Here is a 21,778-nt window from a genome sequence, read left to right on the forward strand (position 1 = left end):
TCACCCAACCCTTTATTAAACACGTCCTGATTTAAATTTTGTATGTAAGGATCTCAATAAATTCTCTGTGTCCTCCCAGCTCAGACATGGATCAGTAACAGATTGGCCAAATATGGGGGGATGACCATCTTCCTGCTTACCGTCCTCAAGGTAACTCTCCAGCATTAGCCCCAACACATTGACATTGCCTGCTATTCGTTGGTCAATGACATCGTGTGAAATAGTCGTTTGTTTGCGATGTTGCCTGAGCGAGTTGTCATGGTTACAGTCAACTAAAACCTTGGGGCGACACTGATTGAATAAGAGCAAAGATATGGCTTGTTCTATCGACTCTATATCGTAGTTTGTCAGTCCATTCCCCCCGCGCAGAACGAGATGTGTGTCTAAGTTTCCAGCTGTATTTTTCATACCAATTTGACCATCTTCATTGACTGTCAGCGTGTGGTGCTGACTTGAAGAAGCTCGCATAGCATTGATGGCATTGTGAATACGACCATCGGTACCATTTTTAATGCCGACGGGGCAGGGTAAGTCACTGACGAGTTCGCGATGAGGCTGTGATTCTGAAGTACGTGCTCCAATGGCTACCCAACTCACAAGATCACTAATGTAGTTCATAACAAATGGATGAAGTGCTTCAGTAGCAATCGGCAAGCCAAGTTCAGTTAATTGCAGCAAAATACGTCTTGAGCTGTGTAAACCCAATGCCATATTACCTTGACCATTACGTAATGGATCATAGGCTAGCCCTTTCCAGCCAAGCGTTGTTCGGGGTTTTTCAACATACGCACGCATCACTATGAATAACTCGTCTTTAAGTTCAGCCGAGAGTTGTGCCAGTCGTCGACCATATTCCAGAGCGGCTTCTTCAGAGTCTATTGAGCAAGGACCCACAATGATCATCAGTCGATCGTCTGCATCGTTAAGTAGCCGCCGGATGGATTGACGTTGTTCTGCTATCTGATGTTCCAGATTGTGTTTGATAGGAAGGGCCGCTTTGAGCTCAGCAGGTGTGGGTAGTCTGAGGCTCTCCGAATCGCATTCATGTTGTAACGTATCGATAGAAGCGGTCATGATAATGGTCCTTTTAAGCAGTCAGGACGAGACTGAGTCAAATGGTGCATCTGTTATTTCTCTACGCATTAAAAAACCCCGTTGGCTGACTGACCATCCGGGGTTTTTTTAATGGTAGTCAGCATGATGCCGGACTACCTTAACGATTTTAAGTGTTAGAGGTGAGCCGGCTTTTGGCTATAAAAATAGCCATATGCAAACCACCAATACATCACAACACTCTCTGACAGCGTCAAGGAGAGTAGAACGGATTTTGCTGTTGTTGTTAATGTATTCATAACGCTATGTTAATTCATCTGGTGAAATTTGGAAACCAACTGATTTCTTCGAAACAGTCATTATTGACACCATGGGCAGGCAAGAGGTTCACCGATAAAAATGCCTTCACCTGGCTGTTGAACTGATTTCCAATAGGCTTCAATAAGTGTGTCACCATCCATATAACTGGGAATTAGGATATAGGGATTAGGAAATTTTTGTGGGTAATTGCAGGGTTCAACTACCGTGCCATAACTCCCTGTTGCTCCAGCCTCAAGCCAACGATACGCTTTCATTTGCCCTTGTTTGTGGATGCCTGCACCACCGACAGAAGTTAAATGATCGGCAATCGCACCAGGTAAAAAGAGATTACTACTGATATCGGGTACCTGAACATAGCCCGTCATATAAAACATGACATCGCGTTTATTTCTTATGCTGGTGCCTTTTGTTCGTTTGCGGTCATCAACATAATGAATTTCTATGCCGTTTCTTTCTGGCCAGATATCGGCAATTTTTTTAAACATCCGCCAACGCGTGCTACGTTGATTATCCTGTGTACGGACAAGATAAGCATGACCTGAAGGCGCACTTTTATCAGCTCTGATGCCTCGTTCAATCAGTTTTTTGGCATCGATAAGATGACGTCCGCTCAACATCATACTCAAAGGTCTATCAGTGTTTTGCCAGAGATGTTCTGATTTAGCATTATAAAAAGGGCTGTCTGCGGTAGGGTGACAACCCGATGGCCGCTGCTTGTTATGACTACAATAGCTTTCATCAAAGCCCAGACTCAATGCACTGGTTAGTGACATACAGCCGACGCGATAGGGGGCATGCCATGTCAGTAACAAAACCTTAATGTTCTCTGTCAAATGCGGTTTGATTTGAGACTCAATCACTGCAAATTGTTCGGGCGAAAGCGTCGATGAAGCTTCCTCGATAGATAGTCCGAGCATTTGTTCGGCTGGCACACTGCGTTTTTCAGTATAGAAGTCAGCAATCTTTTCAGATAAGGCATCGCCTTGTTTGTAGAGAATGAGGACATTTTTTCCTGATAGTGATGTGGCGGCATTAGCTAGAGATGCGGCGGTGAGCATCAAGCACAAGCCAGCAATTGTCAGTAAGTGTGATAGAGACAGCAACATATTCACCTGTAAAAGTTCATAGTTAGTCTATGTCAGTGTTTTAGGGCAATCAATCAAAACTGTTGAGAGTGAGCATCATCGCTTTAGTCATGTTATTCATAAACGACTTATGCTTGCTTAATGAACATAACCGCTGCCATGTAAATGTTTATCTTTGGTATATAAATGCTTGTGTGCATTCAATACCGTGTTTAGTATGAGAGAATAACCCGAAAAGCGGGAAAAGGTATTTCCAAGGATATGAAAACCAATCATAAAGATGCAGAAAAGTGGAAAGAAAAGTTCACGGAGTTAAGTCAGACTTTAGATAAGCAAAAAGCCTACGAACTCTTACTTGAGCGCGGTCTTTCCAGATTAGCACTGGTCTCACATGGTTTGGATATGGCGTTGGATGACCAGCTTGATAAGCTTAGAAAACATCTTCGCACCTCAGTCAGAGATAAGACGCTTGTTGAAAGCATCCTTGAAGAAATCGAAACAGCTATCAGTCGCATGGATGAGGATAAACTCTCCCAGTCGACATTAACGACCTTACTGATTAGTCTGATAGATAAGATTGACTGGCCAGAAAATAAGAAAAAGCATGTGCTGAAATTACGAAAGCGTGCTGTAAAAAAAGCTGACGATGCCTTACCTCAAATGCTTGATGAACTCACTGTACTCATTGATGAGTGCATGTCCTCAACACCAAAAGAGGATGAAGAACGAGGTCTGTTTTCCAGATTTTTCCAGAATAAACAAAGTCAGCATAATCTTAATAAAACAAACATTACAGCGCGCGTTTCGCACGCCAATCTATCTACTACATCCGATGAGAAAGCAGATACTACACCGTCAGAAGCGATAGAGGATAAGGTTATCACGCCTCAAGCGCTTCTGATCGAGCTACTGGAGCGTTTATCTTTACCAACAGAGTTTAGCTCAAAAGCCTCAGAGCTCAGATTGAAAATTCATGATGGTCTCAAAGCAGAGGATGTCCCCAAAACGATTTCATCCATAGCTGACATAGTCAGTCAGTTAAGTTCATCGGTGATGGCAGAGAAGAAAGAATATGAAAGCTTTCTTAGAGATTTAACAAAAAAAATTACCTCACTGGATAAATACCTATACGAAGTTGTACAAGAAGATCTCTCTGCCTATGAAGAGCGACACAAGTTAGCTGGTGATGTTGAACAGACAATGGTCGGGCTGAGAACAGATGTTGAGAGTGCGTCAGACTTCGATGATATCAAACACCTACTCAGCCAACGACTAGATCACCTCAATGAACAAATCACGCATTATCAACACGCTGACAATACCCGTTTTGCCAACTCGCAAAAACAAATCGAAGCACTGACGCAACGATTACATGAAATGGAATCTGAGGCGAATGAACTGCGATTGGCCACCAGTAAGGCTCGGGCATTGGCGATGAAGGATCCGCTGACAGGTATCTGGAACCGACAGGCGCTGACTGAGGTTTTACAGACAGAATACAGCCGCTGGACGCGTTACCAAAAGTCACTAACCATGGTCATTTGGGACGTCGATTATTTTAAATCTGTTAATGATAAGTTTGGTCATAGTGCGGGTGATGTAGTGTTAAAGACCATCGCTCGTATCTTTAAGGATTCCACAAGACAAGCGGATTTTATAGCACGTTATGGCGGAGAAGAGTTTGTTGGTCTATTTCCTGAAATTGATTTAGAACAGGCTCTGGACATGGCGAATAAAATCCGTCAGACCATTGAAAAAACACAGTTCCAGCATAATGGTATCTCTGTACCGATTACTGCGTCAGCAGGGTTAGCCTGTTTTGAAAAAGGTGACACAATCGAGGATGTATTCAAGCGAGCAGATAAAGCGTTATACGAAGCCAAAGGACAGGGAAGGAACAATTGTCAGGTAGAGCGCAGGTCAGTTTAGGAACTATTCTGGGTGTTATCACTGTCAACTTATACACTTGATGAAATAAATGTCGATTTGTTTTTGACAAGCGATTGATTTGTTTATCAAGTTTTTTAATTCATATAAGGAGACAGTATGAGTATTGTGAAAACGGGTTCAGCCATTTATAAAAGTTTAGGCAAAAAAGGTGAAGCCAGCGTTAGTACAGAAACGCCAGCACTGAATGAGCACCCTTATGGTTTCACCAGTCGCTTCGAAGGTGGCAAAGGGACTAACCCGGAAGAACTCCTTGCTGCAGCCCATGCCGCCTGTTTTACCATGGCTCTCTCATTTGCCCTTGAAGGCGAAGGTTACAAAGAAGGCGATTTGCATACGGATGTTTCCATTTATCTCGACGAAGACGGTGAAGGTTTTAAGATAAGCCGCTCAAAGCTTTCCTTAACAGCGAATGTGAAAGCGATTGATGAAAAAGAGTTTGACCGTATTGCCCATGAAACGAAACTGGGCTGTCCCGTCAGTAAACTATTCAATGCAGACATAGTGCTTGAATACACATTAAACGCCGCATAGTCAGCTGACAAATACCATTTAAAGGCTCCATTTAATCCATAATCAACGGTTAATGGGGCCTTTTTTATGCATGAACTGTTATGTGTTGTGACATAACTGCAGCTTCACATAATATGTGTTTAAGCTAGGTATTATCTAATGGTTTAACGCGCGTTATTGCACACTCAAGTGGCTGCAAGGTAGAACTTAATATCGGTAAGTTTAAGTGTCAGGTTTCAGGCTGGTTCTGAACAGAGAGACTTAATTGAATACCACTATTTAATGTGTCAGGAATTGTTAATAATGAGTGAGTTTATGGAATCGAACCTAATCCCCAAATATAAGAATGATAAGAAAACACTGACTAAATTAGTTAACACAATATTCAGTCAGCTGATCGTTGGCTGTTCAATAGTCATTGGTCTCGCTGTTAGCCCAGCGGTTTTTGCCATGACGGATCCGGTATCTCCTCCTTCAGGAGAAAAATTCACCTATGCTTGGCTAAAAGGCTATGCAAGGGCCTTGTCAGAAAAAGCCTATGTTAGTCATAAAGGTGAGTTACCTGAGAGCATTAAAGGTATGAGCTGGGATGATTATCAGCAGTTACAGTTCAACAAAGATAAAGCTTTATGGCGTGATGATGACAGTGAGTTTCGTGCTGAGCTATTTCACTTAGGATTGTATTTTGATACTCCGGTGCATATTTCAGAGCTCAAAGATGGTAAAACGACACCTATCGAATACACATCAACGATGTTTGACTACGGTAAGACAAGCATTGATGGTAAAGCCTTGCCTGAGGATCTTGGTTATGCAGGGTTCAGAATGCAATTTCATACCGATTGGAAACGTGACGTCATTGCTTTTCTGGGGGCCAGCTATTTTCGTGCAGTAGGTAAAGAAATGCAGTACGGATTATCTGCAAGGGGCTTAGCGGTTGATACAGCTTTGCCTAGAGCCGAAGAGTTTCCCATGTTTACCCATTTCTGGCTAGAAGAGCCTAAACCTGGCAGTGATATCACGACGGTATATGCCTTACTAGACTCTGAGAGTATTACAGGGGCTTATCGCTTCGATATTCAGCCGGGTGACCGATTGAAAGTGAAAGTCGATTCGGCGCTATATCCACGTAAAGCTATTGAACGTCTCGGCATTGCACCACTGACCAGTATGTATATGGTGGGTGAAAACGACAAACGTACTGCTTGGGATTGGCGGCCTGAAATTCATGATTCTGACGGTTTGTCAGTACATATGGGCAATGGCGAGTGGATCTGGCGACCACTGACCAACCCACGACATCTTAGATTTAATGCCTATGCTGATAACAATCCAAAAGGGTTCGGTCTGATGCAACGTGATCGTAATTTTGATCATTATCAGGATGATGGCGTATTTTATGACCGTCGTCCCAGCCTGTGGATTGAGCCTGAAGGCAACTGGGGTAAAGGATCGATTCAACTGGTTGAAATTCCAACCATGGATGAAACCTTTGATAATATTGTTGCCTTCTGGAATCCAGAACAACCTGTGAAAGCCGGTGAGGAATTACTTTACAGCTATAAAATGTATTGGGGAGGTGTGCCACCTGTTGAACCAGAACGTGCCAAAGTGGTGGACACATTTACAGGCATTGGCGGTGTAATTGGTCAACGTCGTGAATATTATAGTAAACGTTTTGTGATTGACTTTGCTGGTGGCAGTTTATCTATGCTGGGCGATGATATAAATGTTAAGCCCGTCATTACCACTTCTGGCGGTAAGGTCGAACTCACATCAGCTCGACCACAACATGCGATTGATGGTTATCGTGCTATGTTTGATGTGGTTCCACCTGATAATACAACCGACCCTATCAATCTTCGTGTGTATTTAGAAGCTAATGGTCAACCATTGACGGAAACCTGGATTTATCAGTGGACACCACCGCCACAAGATGAACGCGACTTGCGTAATCCATAAATAAAATTAAACGCATAGAAATAAGGCGGCCAATGGCCGCCTTATTTATTGGATTAGTTATTTTCACCTGCTCGAAGCAAGGGCATCAGTTCAGCCAGATCACGTTCTGGTAAATCAATGAAAACGTCTACGTCGTCGGGTTCATTTTCCAGCATACTCAGTAAGCTATTCAGACCATGACTGACGGCATCTGTTCTGACTTTTTGTGTGGTGAAGTTATTAATGAAACCACCGATAGCCTGCTTGGGGTTAGCAAGCGCATAAGTATTGTTTTCGTTATAGGTATTTTGTAATAACCAGCGACTGGTTTTACGAACTGCATCGCGATATTGGTCACAGTTGCCGAGGTTCTGCTGCTCACAAAACGGTACCATTTCCCCCATAACTTCATTGATCCAGCCATTACCACTGGTGGTCATCGCATCAAGATAACGACCATGGTTATAAGCATCGTCTGCCTGGTTGATCTGGCGTTCCAATAACACATCACCAATTTGTAGAATGGTTTTTTTATAGACCGGTGTGGGGTCTACTTTGGCCAGATCGATTAATGCCATCATGATCCAGCTTGATGAAACTGAGTTAGCGGGACGGTAGTCATCACCTACCAGTGCACCATGTAATCCGACTTCACGTATTAAATGACCGGCTACGAGTTTGGCCGCATCGAGGTATTTTGTTTTGTTTGTAATGGCATAGAGCCGTGAGAGCGCTGAGACCACTTGGCCTGAATAGAGAATGGATTGTTTATCGGAGTAGGTCCACTCGTTATTTGTGCACTCTGCCACAGGGGTCACTTTGCCATCTTCCTGAATCATTTTTAATAGCCAATCACCAGCAGATTGAGCGGCTTTAAAGTATTTTTCTTCCTCCGGTGTCATTTGATGTAACTGTAATAATGTAAAGAGCGTTTTTGATGTGGTGCCGACCACTACACGACAGGTTTCTTCGTTTGTTTGCGGATCGACACCATAATCAAAGCCGCCGGCATTGGGACCAGAAGTTAACTGTCTATCGAGTAAAAATTGTGCCATTCCATCAAAATATGACTGTAACTCAATGTCTTTTTGAAATTGATTTAAACGAATGAGCGTATTGAGTGTCGTGGCTGAGTATGTGGTCCGCAGCAATTTCTCAGAAGTATCTTGATCGGCATCATAAAATTTGTAAACGCCTGAGTAGTCTCTATTAATAGCACGTAGCAAATACGCTTTACTCTGGTTTATTTGGGTCTTAACGCGTTCTCTGTCGACATGGCGGACAATGACGCGATCCCCCTGAATTTCATAGGCCTGACCCTGATTATTGACCATGGCGTAGACGTGGTTAGGGTGATAGTCAAAACTGATTTTGAAGTAATAATCATCTAGATCTGTTTTTGATGTAATCAGTGTGTCACCCAGCGAAGACTTCGTGGCTTGTTGCAGTACATCCGTCAGCGATGGACCTTCAGCGCTGACAGCGCCAATCTGCTCGCCATTGTGGTAACTGCTGATGTGAATTTGCCAGTGCGTTTGTTGATAATGATTACGCCACGCGTTTTCTATGTCGACCAGCGCTGTTTTTGTTGAGTTATCTTCCTTGTCTAAAACCACACTTCTCACATAGTTAACGATTTCCGTTCGAAAAGTCTGATGATCAATGTGTAGTGCTTCATTCTCTAATTTTGTTTTAGCTTGGTCGGCGTGCACCAGTGGAGTACACAAAATAGTGAGCACCACACTCATAACAAATCTCATCATACCTATCTCCTTTTAAAGCCATAAATTGATCATCGTTGCGTACTTGGATGGGTAAAATCTGAAAATTATCCGTGAATAAAAAGAAATAATGGAAATCTTCAATTCAGAAAGAAAAGGGGATGGTGTAAGCTAGGCTTTTATGAACGTCTACAGCGGATCACCGATATTCGCTGTGATTCAATTACTATCTAGAGGTTATTCATGTTGCAAGGCAGCTGCCTGTGTCAGTCTGTACAGTATGAGATTGAAGCAGAACTTGGGCCCACAATGATATGTCATTGTGAAAATTGTCGAAAAGCCAGTGGCTCAGCTTACGCTATCAATGCAGCAGTGGAGACTGAACATTTTAAACTCAAGAAAGGTCAGGCTGCTCTAGCTGAATATGAATCTTCATCTGGTGTTTTTCGAGTTTTTTGTCAGCATTGTGGATCACAACTTTACAGCAAACGAGCCAGCATGTCCGAGCTCATACGCCTACGTTTGGGCACACTAGATACGGCGGTAGATATCCAAGTACAAGCACACATCTTTGTGAGTTCAAAAGCGCCATGGCATCAGATTTGTGATGACTTGCCTCAGTTTCCACAACGTCCGTAGTTTTTTTGATGATACTCAATAGCTCGATCATTATTATCGCTTTGGCGGTGGCGTTATATCTCGCTTTTTCTAAACGACTGAGAAGTTCTTCCTCTTGGAAAGCAACTGTCACACCGCTGGCATCGATTATGGGCAGTGGTTTTCTGATTAGCGCACCATTGCTGGCGAATACTGTCGGTAATTTTGCTGTGTTCTGCATGGCTTTACTGTTGTTATTAGCGTATGCCGTGGGTCATGCTATTCGCTTTAATATTCGTCATTTTGAGCCTATAGAACACGAAAAGGGTACTGTTCAAAATATTGCTTTCATCTCACGAATTGTGTTGGCTGCCGCTTATTTCATTTCTGTCACCTATTATTTGCAATTACTCGCTGCCTTTGTTCTGAAAGCAATGGGTGTTGATGATGAAATGTACGCTAATGTCATCACAAGCAGTTTGCTCATCCTTATTGGTGGTATCGGTATTTGGCGTGGACTGGGGGAATTGGAGAAAGTCGAAACCTATGCTGTCAGTTTGAACCTGGGCATGATTGCGGGATTGTTGTTTGCCTTATTGGTATACAACATTCATTTATTAAGCGGGGGAGAGTGGCAGCTACCCGATATTTCATCTGCAATTAATTTGGATGACTTTCGTGTCTTGCTGGGTTTATTAATTGTTGTGCAAGGCTTTGAAACCTCGCGTTATTTGCAGGCTGAGCATTCGGCTGATGAGCGTATTCAAACAATGCGAGTGGCGCAATTAGCTTCAGCCGTTATCTATTTACTATTTATTGGCCTATCCACTGTCTTATTCCACTCCGGATTAGATGCCGATGTCACTGCGATTACCAATATTATGTTGCCGGTAGCGGTAGTCTTACCGATGCTGATATCGATTGCTGCTGTGGGGAGTCAGTTCAGTGCGGCTGTTGCTGACACCTCTGGTGCCGGTGGTTTGGTTCAGGATATTTTGCAACATAAACTACCCGTGCGGTATGTCTATATAGCTATTACCCTTGTGACTGTTTTGCTGACATGGGCTACAAATGTGAATGAGATTATCGCTTATGCCTCGCGTGCGTTTGCTCTGTTTTATTTCATCCAAAGCCTGGTGGCAGCGATACTGGCTTATCAAAAGAAAGTCATGTGGCATAGTGTGTTTTTTACATTGATCGCGCTGATTTGTTTTAGTGTTTTCATGTTTGGTATACCTTCTGGTGGCTAGCCGTATCAGTCGTGTTGGCATAAAAAAATGAGTGATGGGAAGGAGAGGCGGATGGAAGATATCTGGCTACAAGCTGTAAAACGTATACATGCCATTGCCGAGACAGGCCGTGAGTTTAGTCATAACGAATATGACCTGGAACGTTATCGGGATATTTCAGGCTTAGCTCAGCAATTGCTTGCTTCATTAGCCAATACCCCCCTTGCTGCCATTGAAAATTTATTCCGCCCTGATGTGGATGATGGCGGTTACATTACGCCCAAAATTGATGTGCGAGGTGTGGTTTTCAAAGAGAAACAAGTCTTACTCGTGAAAGAGAAAATGGATGGTTTGTGGAGTTTACCTGGTGGTTATGCCGACTTGGGATTATCAGCGGCAGAAAATACTGAAAAAGAAGTGTATGAAGAAGCGGGTATTTTGGTCAAAGCCTCACATTTATATGCAGTAAGACATAAAGCAAAAGGTGACTATAAGCCAGATATTCGGGATTTCTATAAGCTCTTTTTCTTGTGTGAGGCTATGCCAGAACAGGAGATCAAAGCAGGAATGGAAACGGATGATGTCGGCTATTTTGCTATCGATGATCTCCCACCCTTATCTCAAGGCAGGGTGATTGTCTCAGATATCGAACATGCCTGGGAGTTTCTATGTGACCCTTCAAGACCGACTTTGTTTGATTAATTAAACACCAATTTTTACCCATGGAGATAAAATGAAATTTATACAAATATGCACATTGGCCTTATTGTTAGCCAGCACACAGATAACGCTTGCTGATACCGAGTCAGAAAAAGAAGCGGCGAAACTAATGGATGCCGTTGGTATGCAGTCGGCACTTGAGCAGTCAATGCAGCAAATGTTAGATGTGCAAATCAATAATAACCCTTCCTTGTCGCCATTTCGCTCTGTCATGAAGGAATTTTTCAGTAAATATATGAGTTATGAAAGCTTAAAACCGGACATTATTCGTATCTATGCCGATGCTTTTACTGCACAGGAATTAACAGATATTCGTGAGTTTTATGGCAGTAAAACCGGACAAAAAGCGATTAAATTGATGCCTCAACTTATGCGTCAGGGCGGAGAAATTGGTGCTAAGCGCGTTCAGGCGCATATTGGTGAACTTGAATCGATGATTAAAGCGGAAGCTGAGCGCCTCAAAAAAGAAGCGAAGTAGCTCCTGTTAGTGAGCCGGTTTGATATGAGTTAGTGGGTTTGATGTTAATGCACTGACCTTACATTTTTTTCAGTTTTAACCCAGCCTTAACTGGGTTTTAGCAATACTCTTGCGTAAAGATGAGGTTGACTGTGTTTCAGTAATACAGGAAATCTCATCAGCACTAAGCCGACACCTAAGGAGTCATTGCTGATGAATAAACCAATGAAAGTCATGCTGCAGCCGAACATAAATGATCAAGCGACTATTTATAGTCTTTCACCACTGTCTTTTCACATTGATAATCAGGATGAGTTATTACAGATGGCAGCGTCTCTGCAAAAGAGAGGGGATTTCAATACCGAATCTGCTACCTCCTTGGCCTCAGCATTAACGCTCTTGAATGATGCTGTCACAGAAAGGAAACACGAAGCTATCTTCTCTGATTTCCGACCATTTCTCACCCACTTTATCGATTTGCTCAAACACGCTTCTGAACCTGATGTCCGTAGCCACTACGGTTAGGCTGAGACATACCATCTGAAAGCTGGAAAACTTAACAGCTTATTCAGTAAATAATTCAATTAACGGATGCTAGCTTCTAAGCCAGAAGCTGGGTAGGTAAATCACGGCACGACGGAGTCAAAGTCGTGCCGTGTCATATCTAAGTTGATTTCTGCGCTTCTATACTACGTTTAATCAGTGGCGCAATTGTTGAGCCTTGTACAACGATAGAGAAAATCACGACCACATACGTCATCATTAACAACAAAGTGTGATAATCAACGCCATTGATATATAGCACGTCTTTGGGTGTCGATGCGGCCATGGCCAGAGCAAGACCACCACGCAAACCACCCCAAGTCAGAATCTTGATGGCATGTGCGTCATAGCTGCGGAACCGTTTGAAGCCGATGTATGGCAAGGCAACGCTGGCAAAACGGGCAAGTAGTACCAGTGGAATCATGACCAGTCCTAATCCAATCTCTGTCCAGCTGACTGGTAAAATCACCAGCATCAGACCGATTAACAGGAATAAAAGGGCATTCAGGAAAGCATCAACGGTATGCCAGAAATGAGATAGGGTGAACTGGCTGTGCTCAGAGAATCCAATTGTTCGTGTGATATTACCAATCACAATACCACTGACAACCATGGCCAAAGGACCGGATACATCAATCACATTCGCCAGAGCATAACCAGCGCTGGGAATACAGAGAGTAATGAGTAATTCGATACTGGAATCATTACTTCTACAGATACACCAGTGAGCTAAAAAAGCCAGTACGGCACCGAACACAATACCGCCTACAGCATCCACTAAAAATAGTTCTGCAACGCCAGAAAAAGTCGGCTCAGCACCAGAGAAAGCTAAGGCAAAAATAGTCGTGAAAACAACTAGGCCCACTCCGTCATTAAACAGGGATTCGCCTTCCACCTGCACCGATATTTTTTCTGGTGCATGCATTTTTTTGATAATGGCCAGCACAGCAATGGGATCTGTTGGGCTAATTAAGGCACCGAATAACATGCAGTAAATCAATGGCAAGTCCCAGCCCAAGAGTCCTAACACCCAAAAGCTGGCGTAGCCAATCAACACCGTGGAGAGTAGCGTGGAAAATAACGCCATGATAGTGATTTCCCAGCGCTGCTGACGCAACAGGCGGAGATCAATTTCCAAGGCACCAGCAAAGAGCAGAAATCCTAACATCCCCTTTAACAATAATAGGTTAAAGTTCAATCCCTCGAAGGCATCACTGATAGACGTGGCAAGATCGTTGCCACCAAACTTAATCAAGGCGATTAAAAGCAGAGACATGGCAACAGAGCCTGTGGTGATAGCTATAGTGGTTTGCAACCTGAGCAGGTATTGATTAGCAAAAGCAATAAATACCGACACCGCCGATAAAAAGCAGAGGAAATACCAAGCGTTCATGGGTTGCTCCAAATTTTAAGATCTGTTTTCAGAGCAAACGACCCAACGCCACTGTGAGAACAGTACTTAAATAGTGATAAAACTGATGGTATGAAGAGCTGGCAATGACACAGATAGTCCTACTAACGATGTCAGCGCCATACTATGATAGAAGTGACGCCAATATTGGAATTTGCTAACAAACAAATTGAGACGTGGAACCATACTACTTCTGCTCTGAACTTCACCAGCCGTTCAGAAATCGCAGTAAGTTTAATCCTAATCAAGTGGCCTGTAAAAACTAATTTTTACGAAACATAAGGGCGTTAAAGAATAAGCCCTGATTTGGAATTGCTCATCAAGTTAAGCCGTTTTTATATGCGATAATACCGAATATCAAAATAGCCATAAGCTGCAACAACTAAAAAACAACCTGCTGGCACCAGATATGAGAGTGCCGTTGTAAAATTATCAACCAAACTGCCTTGCAGAAGAGGCATTATGGCTCCACCTAAAATAGCCATGACTAATCCTGCCGCGCCAAATTTTGTATCTTCCCCCAGCTTTTGCAGTGCCACACCATAAATGGTTGGAAACATCAGCGATAAACTAGCGGATAACATCACCACAGCCCATATTCCTGTTATGTCAGGCACACTAGCCGCATAGACGCACAAAATCGATCCTGTTAATGCCAGAATCAGCATTAACTTTGACGGGTTAAAGCGTGACATAATGCCTGTCATGGTGAACCTGGCTATCAAAAAAACAAGCAAACTGTATTGTAAATAGCGACTTGCTTGAGTTTCAGTTCCACCAATGGCTTCCTGTACATACTGAATGGTATAGGTCCAGATACAGACTTGTGCAGCCACATTAAAAAACTGGGCAATAACGCCATAGCGGTAATGTTTATTAGCATATAAGCGCCCGAAACAGCCCTGTATATTGCTGCGTGTTTCCTGCGGGTTAACGCTGTTCGCTGTCGGCATTTTTATCATCAAGATAAGTAGCCAGATAATGAATAAAATGCACGCCATGGCGACATAAGGAAACATGACCGCTGTTAGTTCTTCTGCTTGAACCTGCTGTAAGGTTTCCAGTGGCATCATGGCGCGTGCAGTCGCATCAGCGACATTAAGGTTGGGGAGGATCAGCGTCGCTGCAAGAAACACACCTATGTTGGTACCCACCGGGTTAAAAGCCTGAGCCAAATTCAGCCGTTGCGTGGCATTGTCTTCCGGGCCAAGCGACATCACAAATGGGTTGGCTGAAGTTTCCAATATTGACAGGCCGGCGGCTAGCATGAATAGGGCCATCAGAAAAAAGTGATAATCCATGACCTGGCTTGCTGGGTAAAAAGCAAAAGCCCCTAATGTGGCTAAACCTAAACCCGTCAGTACACCTGTCTTGTATGAGTAACGATGATTAATGAAAGCAGCTGGCAGGGCTAGGCAGAAATAGGCACCATAATAGGCAAACTGAACCAATGCTGCCTCCACCTGACTCATGACAAATACTTTGCTGAATACTTTCACCAGGGGATCCGTCATATTGGCGGCTACACCCCAGGCAGCAAAACAAATTATCTATAACAAAAAGATATGGCGTTTATCACGATAAACAAAGGGTTTGAGTTCAGTCATTGTCTCTCCGCAACGTTGCGTAACTCATTAATAAAGTTATAGTCGATACTCGCCTAGATAACTGTCATTTGTCCAGTATCAGCAACAAGGGTACGACACTTCCCTAATACTAAATAGCTGTTGTATTGTGTTGCCTGTCATTCATGATTTATCAAAAGGACTGTGCATGCGAGCATTATTTGCTATTAAAGGATTTTTATTATTCAGCCTGATTGCTTTTTTAAATGCCTTTGTTGATTTGGGGCATAAGATTCTGATTCAAAACACTATCTTTAAAACCTATGATGGTGATGTACAAATCATGCTGTCAGCATTGGTTAATGCATTAATTTTATTACCGTTCATATTGATGATGACGCCATCATCTTTTCTTGCGGATAAATATCCGAAAAATAAAGTCATGCAATACAGTGCCTTATCTGCAGTTGTTGCGACGGTTCTAATTACGATTTTTTATTATATGGCTTGGTTCTGGGCCGCTTTTCTGATGACGCTGGCCTTATCGATTCAAAGTGCCATTTATTCTCCCGCCAAATATGGTTATATCAGGGAATTGGTCGGTGTTAAAAACCTAGCCTCGGGTAATGGTGTTATTCAATCTGTGACCACCACCGCGATTTTGCTGGGGACGCTGGCTTTTAGTTTTGGTTTCGAGTCTTTACTCAGCAAACACTATTATTATCAAGCAGAAGATATCTTGCCATTGATTGCGCCTCTAGGTTGGGTCTTAGTGGCTCTTTCCCTAATCGAGTGGTTAGCAGCCTTAAAACTTGAGCCGAAGTCATCTGTACGCAAAGAGCAAGAGTTTGATACTAAAGCGTATCTGAGTGGTCGTTCAGCCGTGGGCATTATGAAGGATTTGACTAGCAACCAAGTAATCTTTCGGTCTGTTATTGGGCTTGCCGTGTTCTGGTCTCTTTGCCAGGTCATGCTGGCCACTTTTCCTGCTTTTGCTAAAGATATTGCTGGTATCGATAATACGGTCATTATTCAGGGTACGATGGCCTTTGCCGGTATCGGCATCGTTATTGGGGCTTTTTTAGCGGGTAAGATGTCGTCCAACTATATCGAAACCGGGCTTGTTCCTCTTGGCGCGATGGGCGTGGCATTAAGTGTAGCGTTTGTCAGTTTTGCCATTACACCTTTTTTACAAGCGGTTAATTTCTTTTTACTTGGCGTATTCGGTGGGCTTTATCTGGTTCCACTAAATGCATTGATTCAATATCACGCTAAGTCTGGGCAGATGGGCCGAATACTGGCGGGCAATAACTTTGTTCAAAACATTGCCATGCTGTCTTTCTTGTTGCTAACGATTCTTGCTGCTTATGCAGGCATGAATAGCCTCGGGATTTTTGCGATTTTACTAGCGGTGGCCATAATCGGTGCCATCTATACCATCACACAATTACCACAATCATTAGCGCGTCTGGTTGTTTCAGTGGTGTTTTCGCTTCGTTATCGGCTCACTGTATTAAATATGGAAAGAATTCCAGCGAGTGGTGGCGTATTAATGCTGGGCAACCATATCAGTTGGATTGACTGGGCAATTGTGCAAATGGCCAGTCCACGTCCGCTACGGTTTGTGATGGCAAAATCTATATATGAGCGTTGGTATCTGCGCTTTATCTTTGAGTTTTTTAACATTATTCCTGTAGGGACGGGCGCAAGTAAACAGGCCTTGGATGCGGTCAGAGAAAGTTTAAATAAAGGGGAAGTCGTCTGTTTATTTCCCGAAGGCGCCATTAGCCGTAACGGGCACTTAGGTGAGTTTCAACGTGGTTTTGAAGTGGCTGCTGCTGATGCTGATGCGGTGATAGTACCGTTCTATCTTCGTGGTTTATGGGGGAGTCGTTTCTCACGCTCCAGTGATCGTTTGAAAACCTTACGAAGTAAGCAGTCGTTTTCGGACTTAATTGTGGCCTTTGGCGAACCTCTCGCGATCAATTCAGATCGCTTTGCTGTGAAACAAGCCGTTTTACAACTGTCGGTAGATGCCTGGACAAACTATACCGAAAGTCTGGAAACGTTGCCTGAAGCCATCATTAAAGGTTTAAAGCGGCAGGGCAGTGAAATGGCTGCGGCGGATATTATTGGATCAGCCACCAGTGGTCACCGGATGTTAAGTGCCGCTATTTTATTTTCTAAGCAGCTACCTGCTGATTGCCATCAAAACATTGGCATTCTAATGCCAAGCTCCAGTGCCGGAGTGATAGCCAATATTGCGAGTTTATTGAGTGGCAAAACACTGGTGAACCTTAACTTCACTGCATCGGCTGAGGCACTAGCAGCAGCCAGCAAGAAGGCTGATATTAATACCATTATCACGTCTAGAAAATTTATTGAAAAACTGGCTAATAAAGGGTTTGATGCGAGTCTTTTGGATACGGCCAAACATGTACTATATATGGAAGATTTGCGTCAGAATATTAAAAAGCGCGACTTCATTAGTATGATGGTTTTTGTTCGGTTAATGCCGTTGGAAGTTATCAAAGCACGTTATATGAAGGCCGTCAAAGCAGAAGACCCGGCTGTCATTTTATTTTCATCCGGTAGTGAAGGTACACCAAAAGGGGTATTACTTTCCCATCGAAATGTTATGAGTAATATCAAGCAGGTAGCTGATGTTCTTAATACTGAACGTGATGATGTCGTGATGTCTGTTTTACCTTTATTTCACGCTTTCGGATTGACGGTCACGACATTTTTGCCGCTGGTAGAGTCGCTACCCGTGATATGTCATCCCGACCCAACAGATGTCAGGAATATTGCTAAAGGGATTGCGACATTCCGTGGCACCATACTTTGTGGTACATCGACATTTTTGCGCATGTATGTCCGTAACCGTAAAGTCGAACCATTGATGTTAGACTCTTTGCGGATTGTGGTTTCTGGCGCAGAAAAACTGAATCCGGAAGTACGTGATAGCTTCAAAATCAAATTCAATAAAACCATTTATGAAGGATACGGTGCAACGGAGACAACCCCGGTCGCTAGTGTCAATATTCCAGATAAACTGGCTCCCGATACTCTAACCACACAGATTGGCAGCAAACTAGGTACCGTTGGTATGCCATTACCGGGCACACGTTTCAGAATTGTTAATCCAGACACATTCGAAGACTTACCCGCTGGTGAAGATGGTTTAATCTTGATTGGTGGTAATCAAGTGATGATTGCTTACCTTGATGATCCGGAAAAAACGGAATCTGTCATTACTGAACAAGATGGCGTGCGTTGGTATCACACAGGAGATAAAGGTCATCTTGATGAGGATGGGTTTCTGGTCATTGTTGACCGCTATTCTCGTTTTGCCAAAGTCGGTGGTGAAATGATTAGTCTTGGTGCCATTGAGTCGGCTTTAAAACCCCACCTGAGTGAGGAGGTCGATATTCTGGCCACGACAGTCGCTGATGAGAAAAAAGGCGAAAAAGTGGTGCTGCTATACACGCAAGAACAGGCGGAGGCTGATATAAAACAAACTATCAGCGAGCAGTTATCACCGCTGATGCAGCCTAGTAAACTGCTATATATCGAAGACATTCCAAAACTGGGGACGGGCAAGACTGATTTGAATGCAGCAAAAAAACTTGCTGCACAAGCTATTCAATAACGGGTAGAGGGATGATGGATATACATCAGGTAACCAACTTTTTTCTGGAGTTGGATGCCTTAAAGCACATTCAACGTCGTAGCTATATTACGGGTGGTGAGCGTTTAGAAAATTCTGCTGAGCACTCCTGGCATCTTGCAATGGCTTGCTGGAATATAGCGGCGTATTTTCAGCTTGATGTCGACATGGCTAAATTGCTGCAATACGCATTGGTGCATGACTTAGGTGAAGTTGATGCCGGTGATACTTTTCTATATTCAAAAGAAAGAAAAACGTCCAATGAAGCTGAGAGGCTGTGTGTACAACGTTTTTCAGAACATAGTGGTAATCATATTCAAGACTTGCTTACATTATGGGATGAGCAGGAGTTTGGTCACAGTACTGAAGCAAAACTCATGAAAGCCGTCGACAGACTACTGCCATTTTTATTGAATATCGCCGCTGAAGGTAAAACCTGGAAGTCACACCAGATTAGGGCTTCACAAGTTAAAAATGCGCATGCCTTTATTGCTGATGATTTTCCAGAGCTACACCAATGGCTGAGTGAGAAGATTGATTATGCTACTCAACAGGGGTGGTTGTTAGCTGATGATGCGGCGGAAGTTGCCACTGAATAACCTCACAGGCATACTCATTTGTTCCAATAACAAGGAGAGAGAAATGACTTTAGCTTTAACCCCACTGATTTCATTAATTGCCGGTATTTTAATTCTGATGGTGCCGCGACTATTGAGTTACATTGTTGCGATTTATCTGATTATTATTGGTTTAGTTGGCTTATTTGGTACCAGTATTAATTTAACACCATGAGATAAAACACGTAATGATGAAGAAGCCTCGACATTTCATCGGGGCTTTTTTATGTTTATCCCTATGACAGTGTTATGACGATATTAGATTGCATCGCCTTATTTTTCCTGCTTTCTGCAATGGCGGCTTTGCCAAGTATCAGTGTGATGCTGGTTGTATCACGTACCTTATCAGGAGGCGTATCACAGGGTGTTATGGTTTGCTTGGGAATTGTAGCGGCAGACTTGCTGTATCTGTTACTAGCCATGTTTGGACTGACAATAGTGGCTATTTGGCTTGAGCAACACCGGTGGCTACTGCAAATAATGGCAATCATTATTTTAGTGCTATTCAGTTATCAGCTTTGGCACTCGCCTTATCGTTATGCTGCTATGGCAACTTCAGGAAAAAAAACTAGCTTGGCTAGCTTTATGGCTGGTTTTACTTTGACCTTAGTCGATTATAAGGCGATATTTTTTTATCTTGGCATCTTGCCTGTTTATCTCGGTAGCAGCGATATCACATTATCTTCATTGCTTATGTTGTTAAGTACTACTGCGATTGCCGTAGCTTGGGTAAAATTAGCTTATGTTTTGCTTGCCAATCATGTTCAAGGTGCTGTCGTTTTGCAAAAAAGTTATCGATTTATGTCAGTCATTTTGTGTCTAATTGCATTATGGCTAACTGTGGATATGGTTCTGAGTCAGTTTAATTAGTTAGCAACTCACATAGATATGAGTATCAAACAGAAGTGGAAGAGATAAATATGAGTGATGATTGCCAGACGCGTCTGGATGAAGTCATTTGCGATTGTAGTGGCACAACCCGAGCCAAAATAGAAAGCCTGTTTGAACAGGGAATAGTTGATATTGATACTATCTCTCGTAAAACCGGTGCCGTGTCTGGCTGTGGTTCTTGCGAATGGGATATTGAAGCATTGTTGGATGAATTAGTTCAGGGCTTAGATGGTTAAGTTTTTAGGTTTTCTATGTAAAGCATCGTTGCCCCAGCGACTGCGGCTGGAATCACTAAAAAGTTAACGATAGGAATCATGGTGGCAAGCAACGTAGCAAAACCAAATCCCAGCGCCAGACTTCGGTGTTGGCGAAGTTTCTCACGTTGTTCTTTAAAACCTAATAAATGATTCCCCATGGGGTAATCATGATAATCAAGTGCAAGCGTCCAGCTTGAGAAGAAAAACCATAAGACTGGCGCAATAAGGTTTAAACCGGGTATCCAGGACAACAGTAATAATGGCAGCATCCATCGTAATAAATAAGCGGTTTTACGCAGTTCATTCATCACCATTTTTGGTGTGTCTTTGAGCACCTGTGTCCATGGCATATCGGGTGGACTGGCTCCTGACATCTTGGTTTCAACCATTTCAGCGAGAATGCCATTAAAAGGGGCTGCAAGGATATTGGCGATTATGGAGAAGGTAAAAAACACAATTAATGCCAGTAGCACAACAAACAGCGGCCAGATGATCCAGGTCAGAGCACTTTCCAACCATGACGGTAACCAGTCGGGCATCAACGCCTCAAGCCAACCATCAAAATGAGATAAGCCAAACCAGATGGCACCACTGAACAGCAAGGTGTTAATGAGCATCGGCAAATAGGCAAATCGTCTGATGCCAGGCTGATTGATTAAGCTAAACCCCTGAATCAAGTATCGTGCGCCCTGGATCATTTTTCGCATAATGGCCTCATTCAGTGTTTAGATTTGATAACTAGCGTCATATAGAAAAAAGCGATACTGGCTGGAACCAGTATCGCTCATTATGCATTTATGGAAGTGTGACAGGTTCTGGTGCGACCCAGCCTTCTTTACGATATTCCGCGACTACTGTGGTGTAAACGCCGCCACGAACGTTAAATATGCCTGTGATGCGCATGAATCTCGGCTGACATGCCGCTACCAAATCATCCAGAATGGTATTGGTTACTTTTTCATGAAATGCGCCTTGATCGCGGTATGACCACATGTAAAGTTTAAAGGCCTTTAATTCAACGCATTTTTCATCTGGTACATAGTCCAGTTTGATGGTGGCAAAATCGGGTTGTCCGGTCTTGGGACACAGACAGGTAAATTCAGATGTTTCGATGTGAATGGTATAATCGCGCTCCGGTGTTGCATTATCGAAAGTTTCTAATTGTTTGCTTGGCTGTGTAGACATGGATGCTCTCTAAAGTAATAAAATAAAATGACTATTATCTCTTAAGTGAAAGATT

Annotated in this window: 20 protein-coding genes; 13 read left to right on the top strand and 7 right to left on the bottom strand. The window is 43.1% G+C overall.

What is annotated here, in order from left to right:
- Positions 1-15: 15 nt before the first annotated feature.
- Both B3V56_RS13780 and B3V56_RS13785 read right to left on the bottom strand, forming a co-directional pair.
- Positions 16-1,074, bottom strand: coding sequence for a 3-deoxy-7-phosphoheptulonate synthase (locus B3V56_RS13780; protein ID WP_289283623.1), 1,059 nt, complete (start codon positions 1,072-1,074; stop codon positions 16-18).
- 338 nt (positions 1,075-1,412) lie between these two features.
- Entirely contained in the window at positions 1,413-2,480 is a 1,068-nt protein-coding gene (locus B3V56_RS13785) for a TIGR03790 family protein (protein WP_289284425.1), read from the bottom strand.
- Positions 2,481-2,720: 240 nt separating this feature from the next.
- Between B3V56_RS13785 and B3V56_RS13790 the strand changes: the two genes are divergently transcribed.
- The 3 genes from B3V56_RS13790 to B3V56_RS13800 all read left to right on the top strand — a co-directional run bounded on the left by B3V56_RS13790 (position 2,721) and on the right by B3V56_RS13800 (position 6,881).
- The gene (locus B3V56_RS13790) at positions 2,721-4,388 is read left to right on the top strand and encodes a GGDEF domain-containing protein (RefSeq protein ID WP_289283626.1); all 1,668 of its coding nucleotides are present in this window, start codon (positions 2,721-2,723) and stop codon (positions 4,386-4,388) included.
- Positions 4,389-4,505: 117 nt separating this feature from the next.
- Positions 4,506-4,940 carry an OsmC family peroxiredoxin gene (locus tag B3V56_RS13795; RefSeq protein ID WP_289283627.1) on the top strand — a complete coding sequence of 145 codons (435 nt, stop codon included), beginning with the start codon at positions 4,506-4,508 and terminating at the stop codon, positions 4,938-4,940.
- Positions 4,941-5,234: 294 nt separating this feature from the next.
- Positions 5,235-6,881 carry a glucan biosynthesis protein gene (locus B3V56_RS13800; RefSeq protein ID WP_289284426.1) on the top strand — a complete coding sequence of 549 codons (1,647 nt, stop codon included), beginning with the start codon at positions 5,235-5,237 and terminating at the stop codon, positions 6,879-6,881.
- A 53-nt stretch (positions 6,882-6,934) separates the two neighbouring features.
- Here the strand turns inward: B3V56_RS13800 and B3V56_RS13805 are convergent, their stop codons facing one another.
- Positions 6,935-8,623 (bottom strand): hypothetical protein, encoded by a 1,689-nt coding sequence (locus B3V56_RS13805; RefSeq protein ID WP_289284427.1) that lies wholly within the window; start codon positions 8,621-8,623, stop codon positions 6,935-6,937.
- A gap of 201 nt (positions 8,624-8,824) precedes the next feature.
- On the opposite strand from B3V56_RS13805, the gene B3V56_RS13810 reads away from it, so the two are divergent.
- From B3V56_RS13810 to B3V56_RS13830, 5 genes are all read left to right on the top strand, one after another.
- The gene (locus B3V56_RS13810) at positions 8,825-9,220 is read left to right on the top strand and encodes a GFA family protein (RefSeq protein ID WP_289284428.1); all 396 of its coding nucleotides are present in this window, start codon (positions 8,825-8,827) and stop codon (positions 9,218-9,220) included.
- Positions 9,221-9,228: 8 nt separating this feature from the next.
- Positions 9,229-10,428, top strand: a complete 1,200-nt coding sequence (locus B3V56_RS13815) for a hypothetical protein (RefSeq protein ID WP_289283608.1) — start codon at positions 9,229-9,231, stop codon at positions 10,426-10,428.
- Positions 10,429-10,479: 51 nt separating this feature from the next.
- A complete protein-coding gene (locus B3V56_RS13820) occupies positions 10,480-11,109 on the top strand; it encodes an NUDIX hydrolase (protein WP_289283607.1) in 630 nt (209 codons plus the stop codon).
- Between the two features lie 31 nt (positions 11,110-11,140).
- Positions 11,141-11,605: a DUF2059 domain-containing protein gene (locus B3V56_RS13825; protein WP_286304522.1), complete on the top strand. Its 465-nt coding sequence runs from the start codon at positions 11,141-11,143 to the stop codon at positions 11,603-11,605.
- 192 nt (positions 11,606-11,797) lie between these two features.
- Complete coding sequence (locus B3V56_RS13830) at positions 11,798-12,109, top strand: DUF3861 family protein (RefSeq protein WP_286304523.1); 312 nt, start codon at positions 11,798-11,800, stop codon at positions 12,107-12,109.
- Between the two features lie 139 nt (positions 12,110-12,248).
- Here the strand turns inward: B3V56_RS13830 and B3V56_RS13835 are convergent, their stop codons facing one another.
- Positions 12,249-13,520, bottom strand: coding sequence for a cation:proton antiporter (locus tag B3V56_RS13835; RefSeq protein WP_289283606.1), 1,272 nt, complete (start codon positions 13,518-13,520; stop codon positions 12,249-12,251).
- A 353-nt stretch (positions 13,521-13,873) separates the two neighbouring features.
- On the bottom strand, positions 13,874-15,088 hold the full coding sequence (gene fucP / locus B3V56_RS13840; protein ID WP_349676211.1) for an L-fucose:H+ symporter permease: 1,215 nt from the start codon (positions 15,086-15,088) through the stop codon (positions 13,874-13,876).
- A 223-nt stretch (positions 15,089-15,311) separates the two neighbouring features.
- Between fucP and B3V56_RS13845 the strand changes: the two genes are divergently transcribed.
- From B3V56_RS13845 to B3V56_RS13865, 5 genes are all read left to right on the top strand, one after another.
- Positions 15,312-18,755: an acyl-[ACP]--phospholipid O-acyltransferase gene (locus tag B3V56_RS13845; protein WP_289284429.1), complete on the top strand. Its 3,444-nt coding sequence runs from the start codon at positions 15,312-15,314 to the stop codon at positions 18,753-18,755.
- A gap of 11 nt (positions 18,756-18,766) precedes the next feature.
- On the top strand, positions 18,767-19,372 hold the full coding sequence (locus B3V56_RS13850) for an HD domain-containing protein (protein WP_289283603.1): 606 nt from the start codon (positions 18,767-18,769) through the stop codon (positions 19,370-19,372).
- 43 nt (positions 19,373-19,415) lie between these two features.
- The gene (locus tag B3V56_RS13855; protein ID WP_286304528.1) at positions 19,416-19,565 is read left to right on the top strand and encodes a DUF3096 domain-containing protein; all 150 of its coding nucleotides are present in this window, start codon (positions 19,416-19,418) and stop codon (positions 19,563-19,565) included.
- A 74-nt stretch (positions 19,566-19,639) separates the two neighbouring features.
- Positions 19,640-20,260 carry a LysE family translocator gene (locus B3V56_RS13860; protein ID WP_289283602.1) on the top strand — a complete coding sequence of 207 codons (621 nt, stop codon included), beginning with the start codon at positions 19,640-19,642 and terminating at the stop codon, positions 20,258-20,260.
- Between the two features lie 50 nt (positions 20,261-20,310).
- Complete coding sequence (locus tag B3V56_RS13865) at positions 20,311-20,517, top strand: (2Fe-2S)-binding protein (RefSeq protein WP_286304530.1); 207 nt, start codon at positions 20,311-20,313, stop codon at positions 20,515-20,517.
- Here B3V56_RS13865 and cysZ read toward each other — a convergent pair.
- Both cysZ and queF read right to left on the bottom strand, forming a co-directional pair.
- Positions 20,514-21,245: a sulfate transporter CysZ gene (gene cysZ, locus B3V56_RS13870; RefSeq protein ID WP_289283601.1), complete on the bottom strand. Its 732-nt coding sequence runs from the start codon at positions 21,243-21,245 to the stop codon at positions 20,514-20,516. The genes B3V56_RS13865 and cysZ overlap by 4 nt on opposite strands.
- An 88-nt stretch (positions 21,246-21,333) precedes the next feature.
- Positions 21,334-21,723, bottom strand: coding sequence for a preQ(1) synthase (gene queF, locus B3V56_RS13875; RefSeq protein WP_091713966.1), 390 nt, complete (start codon positions 21,721-21,723; stop codon positions 21,334-21,336).
- Positions 21,724-21,778 lie beyond the last annotated feature (55 nt).

It is taken from the genome of Methylophaga sp. UBA2513 (genome assembly GCF_002341285.1).
Taxonomy (GTDB): Bacteria; Pseudomonadota; Gammaproteobacteria; order Nitrosococcales; family Methylophagaceae; genus Methylophaga; species Methylophaga marina.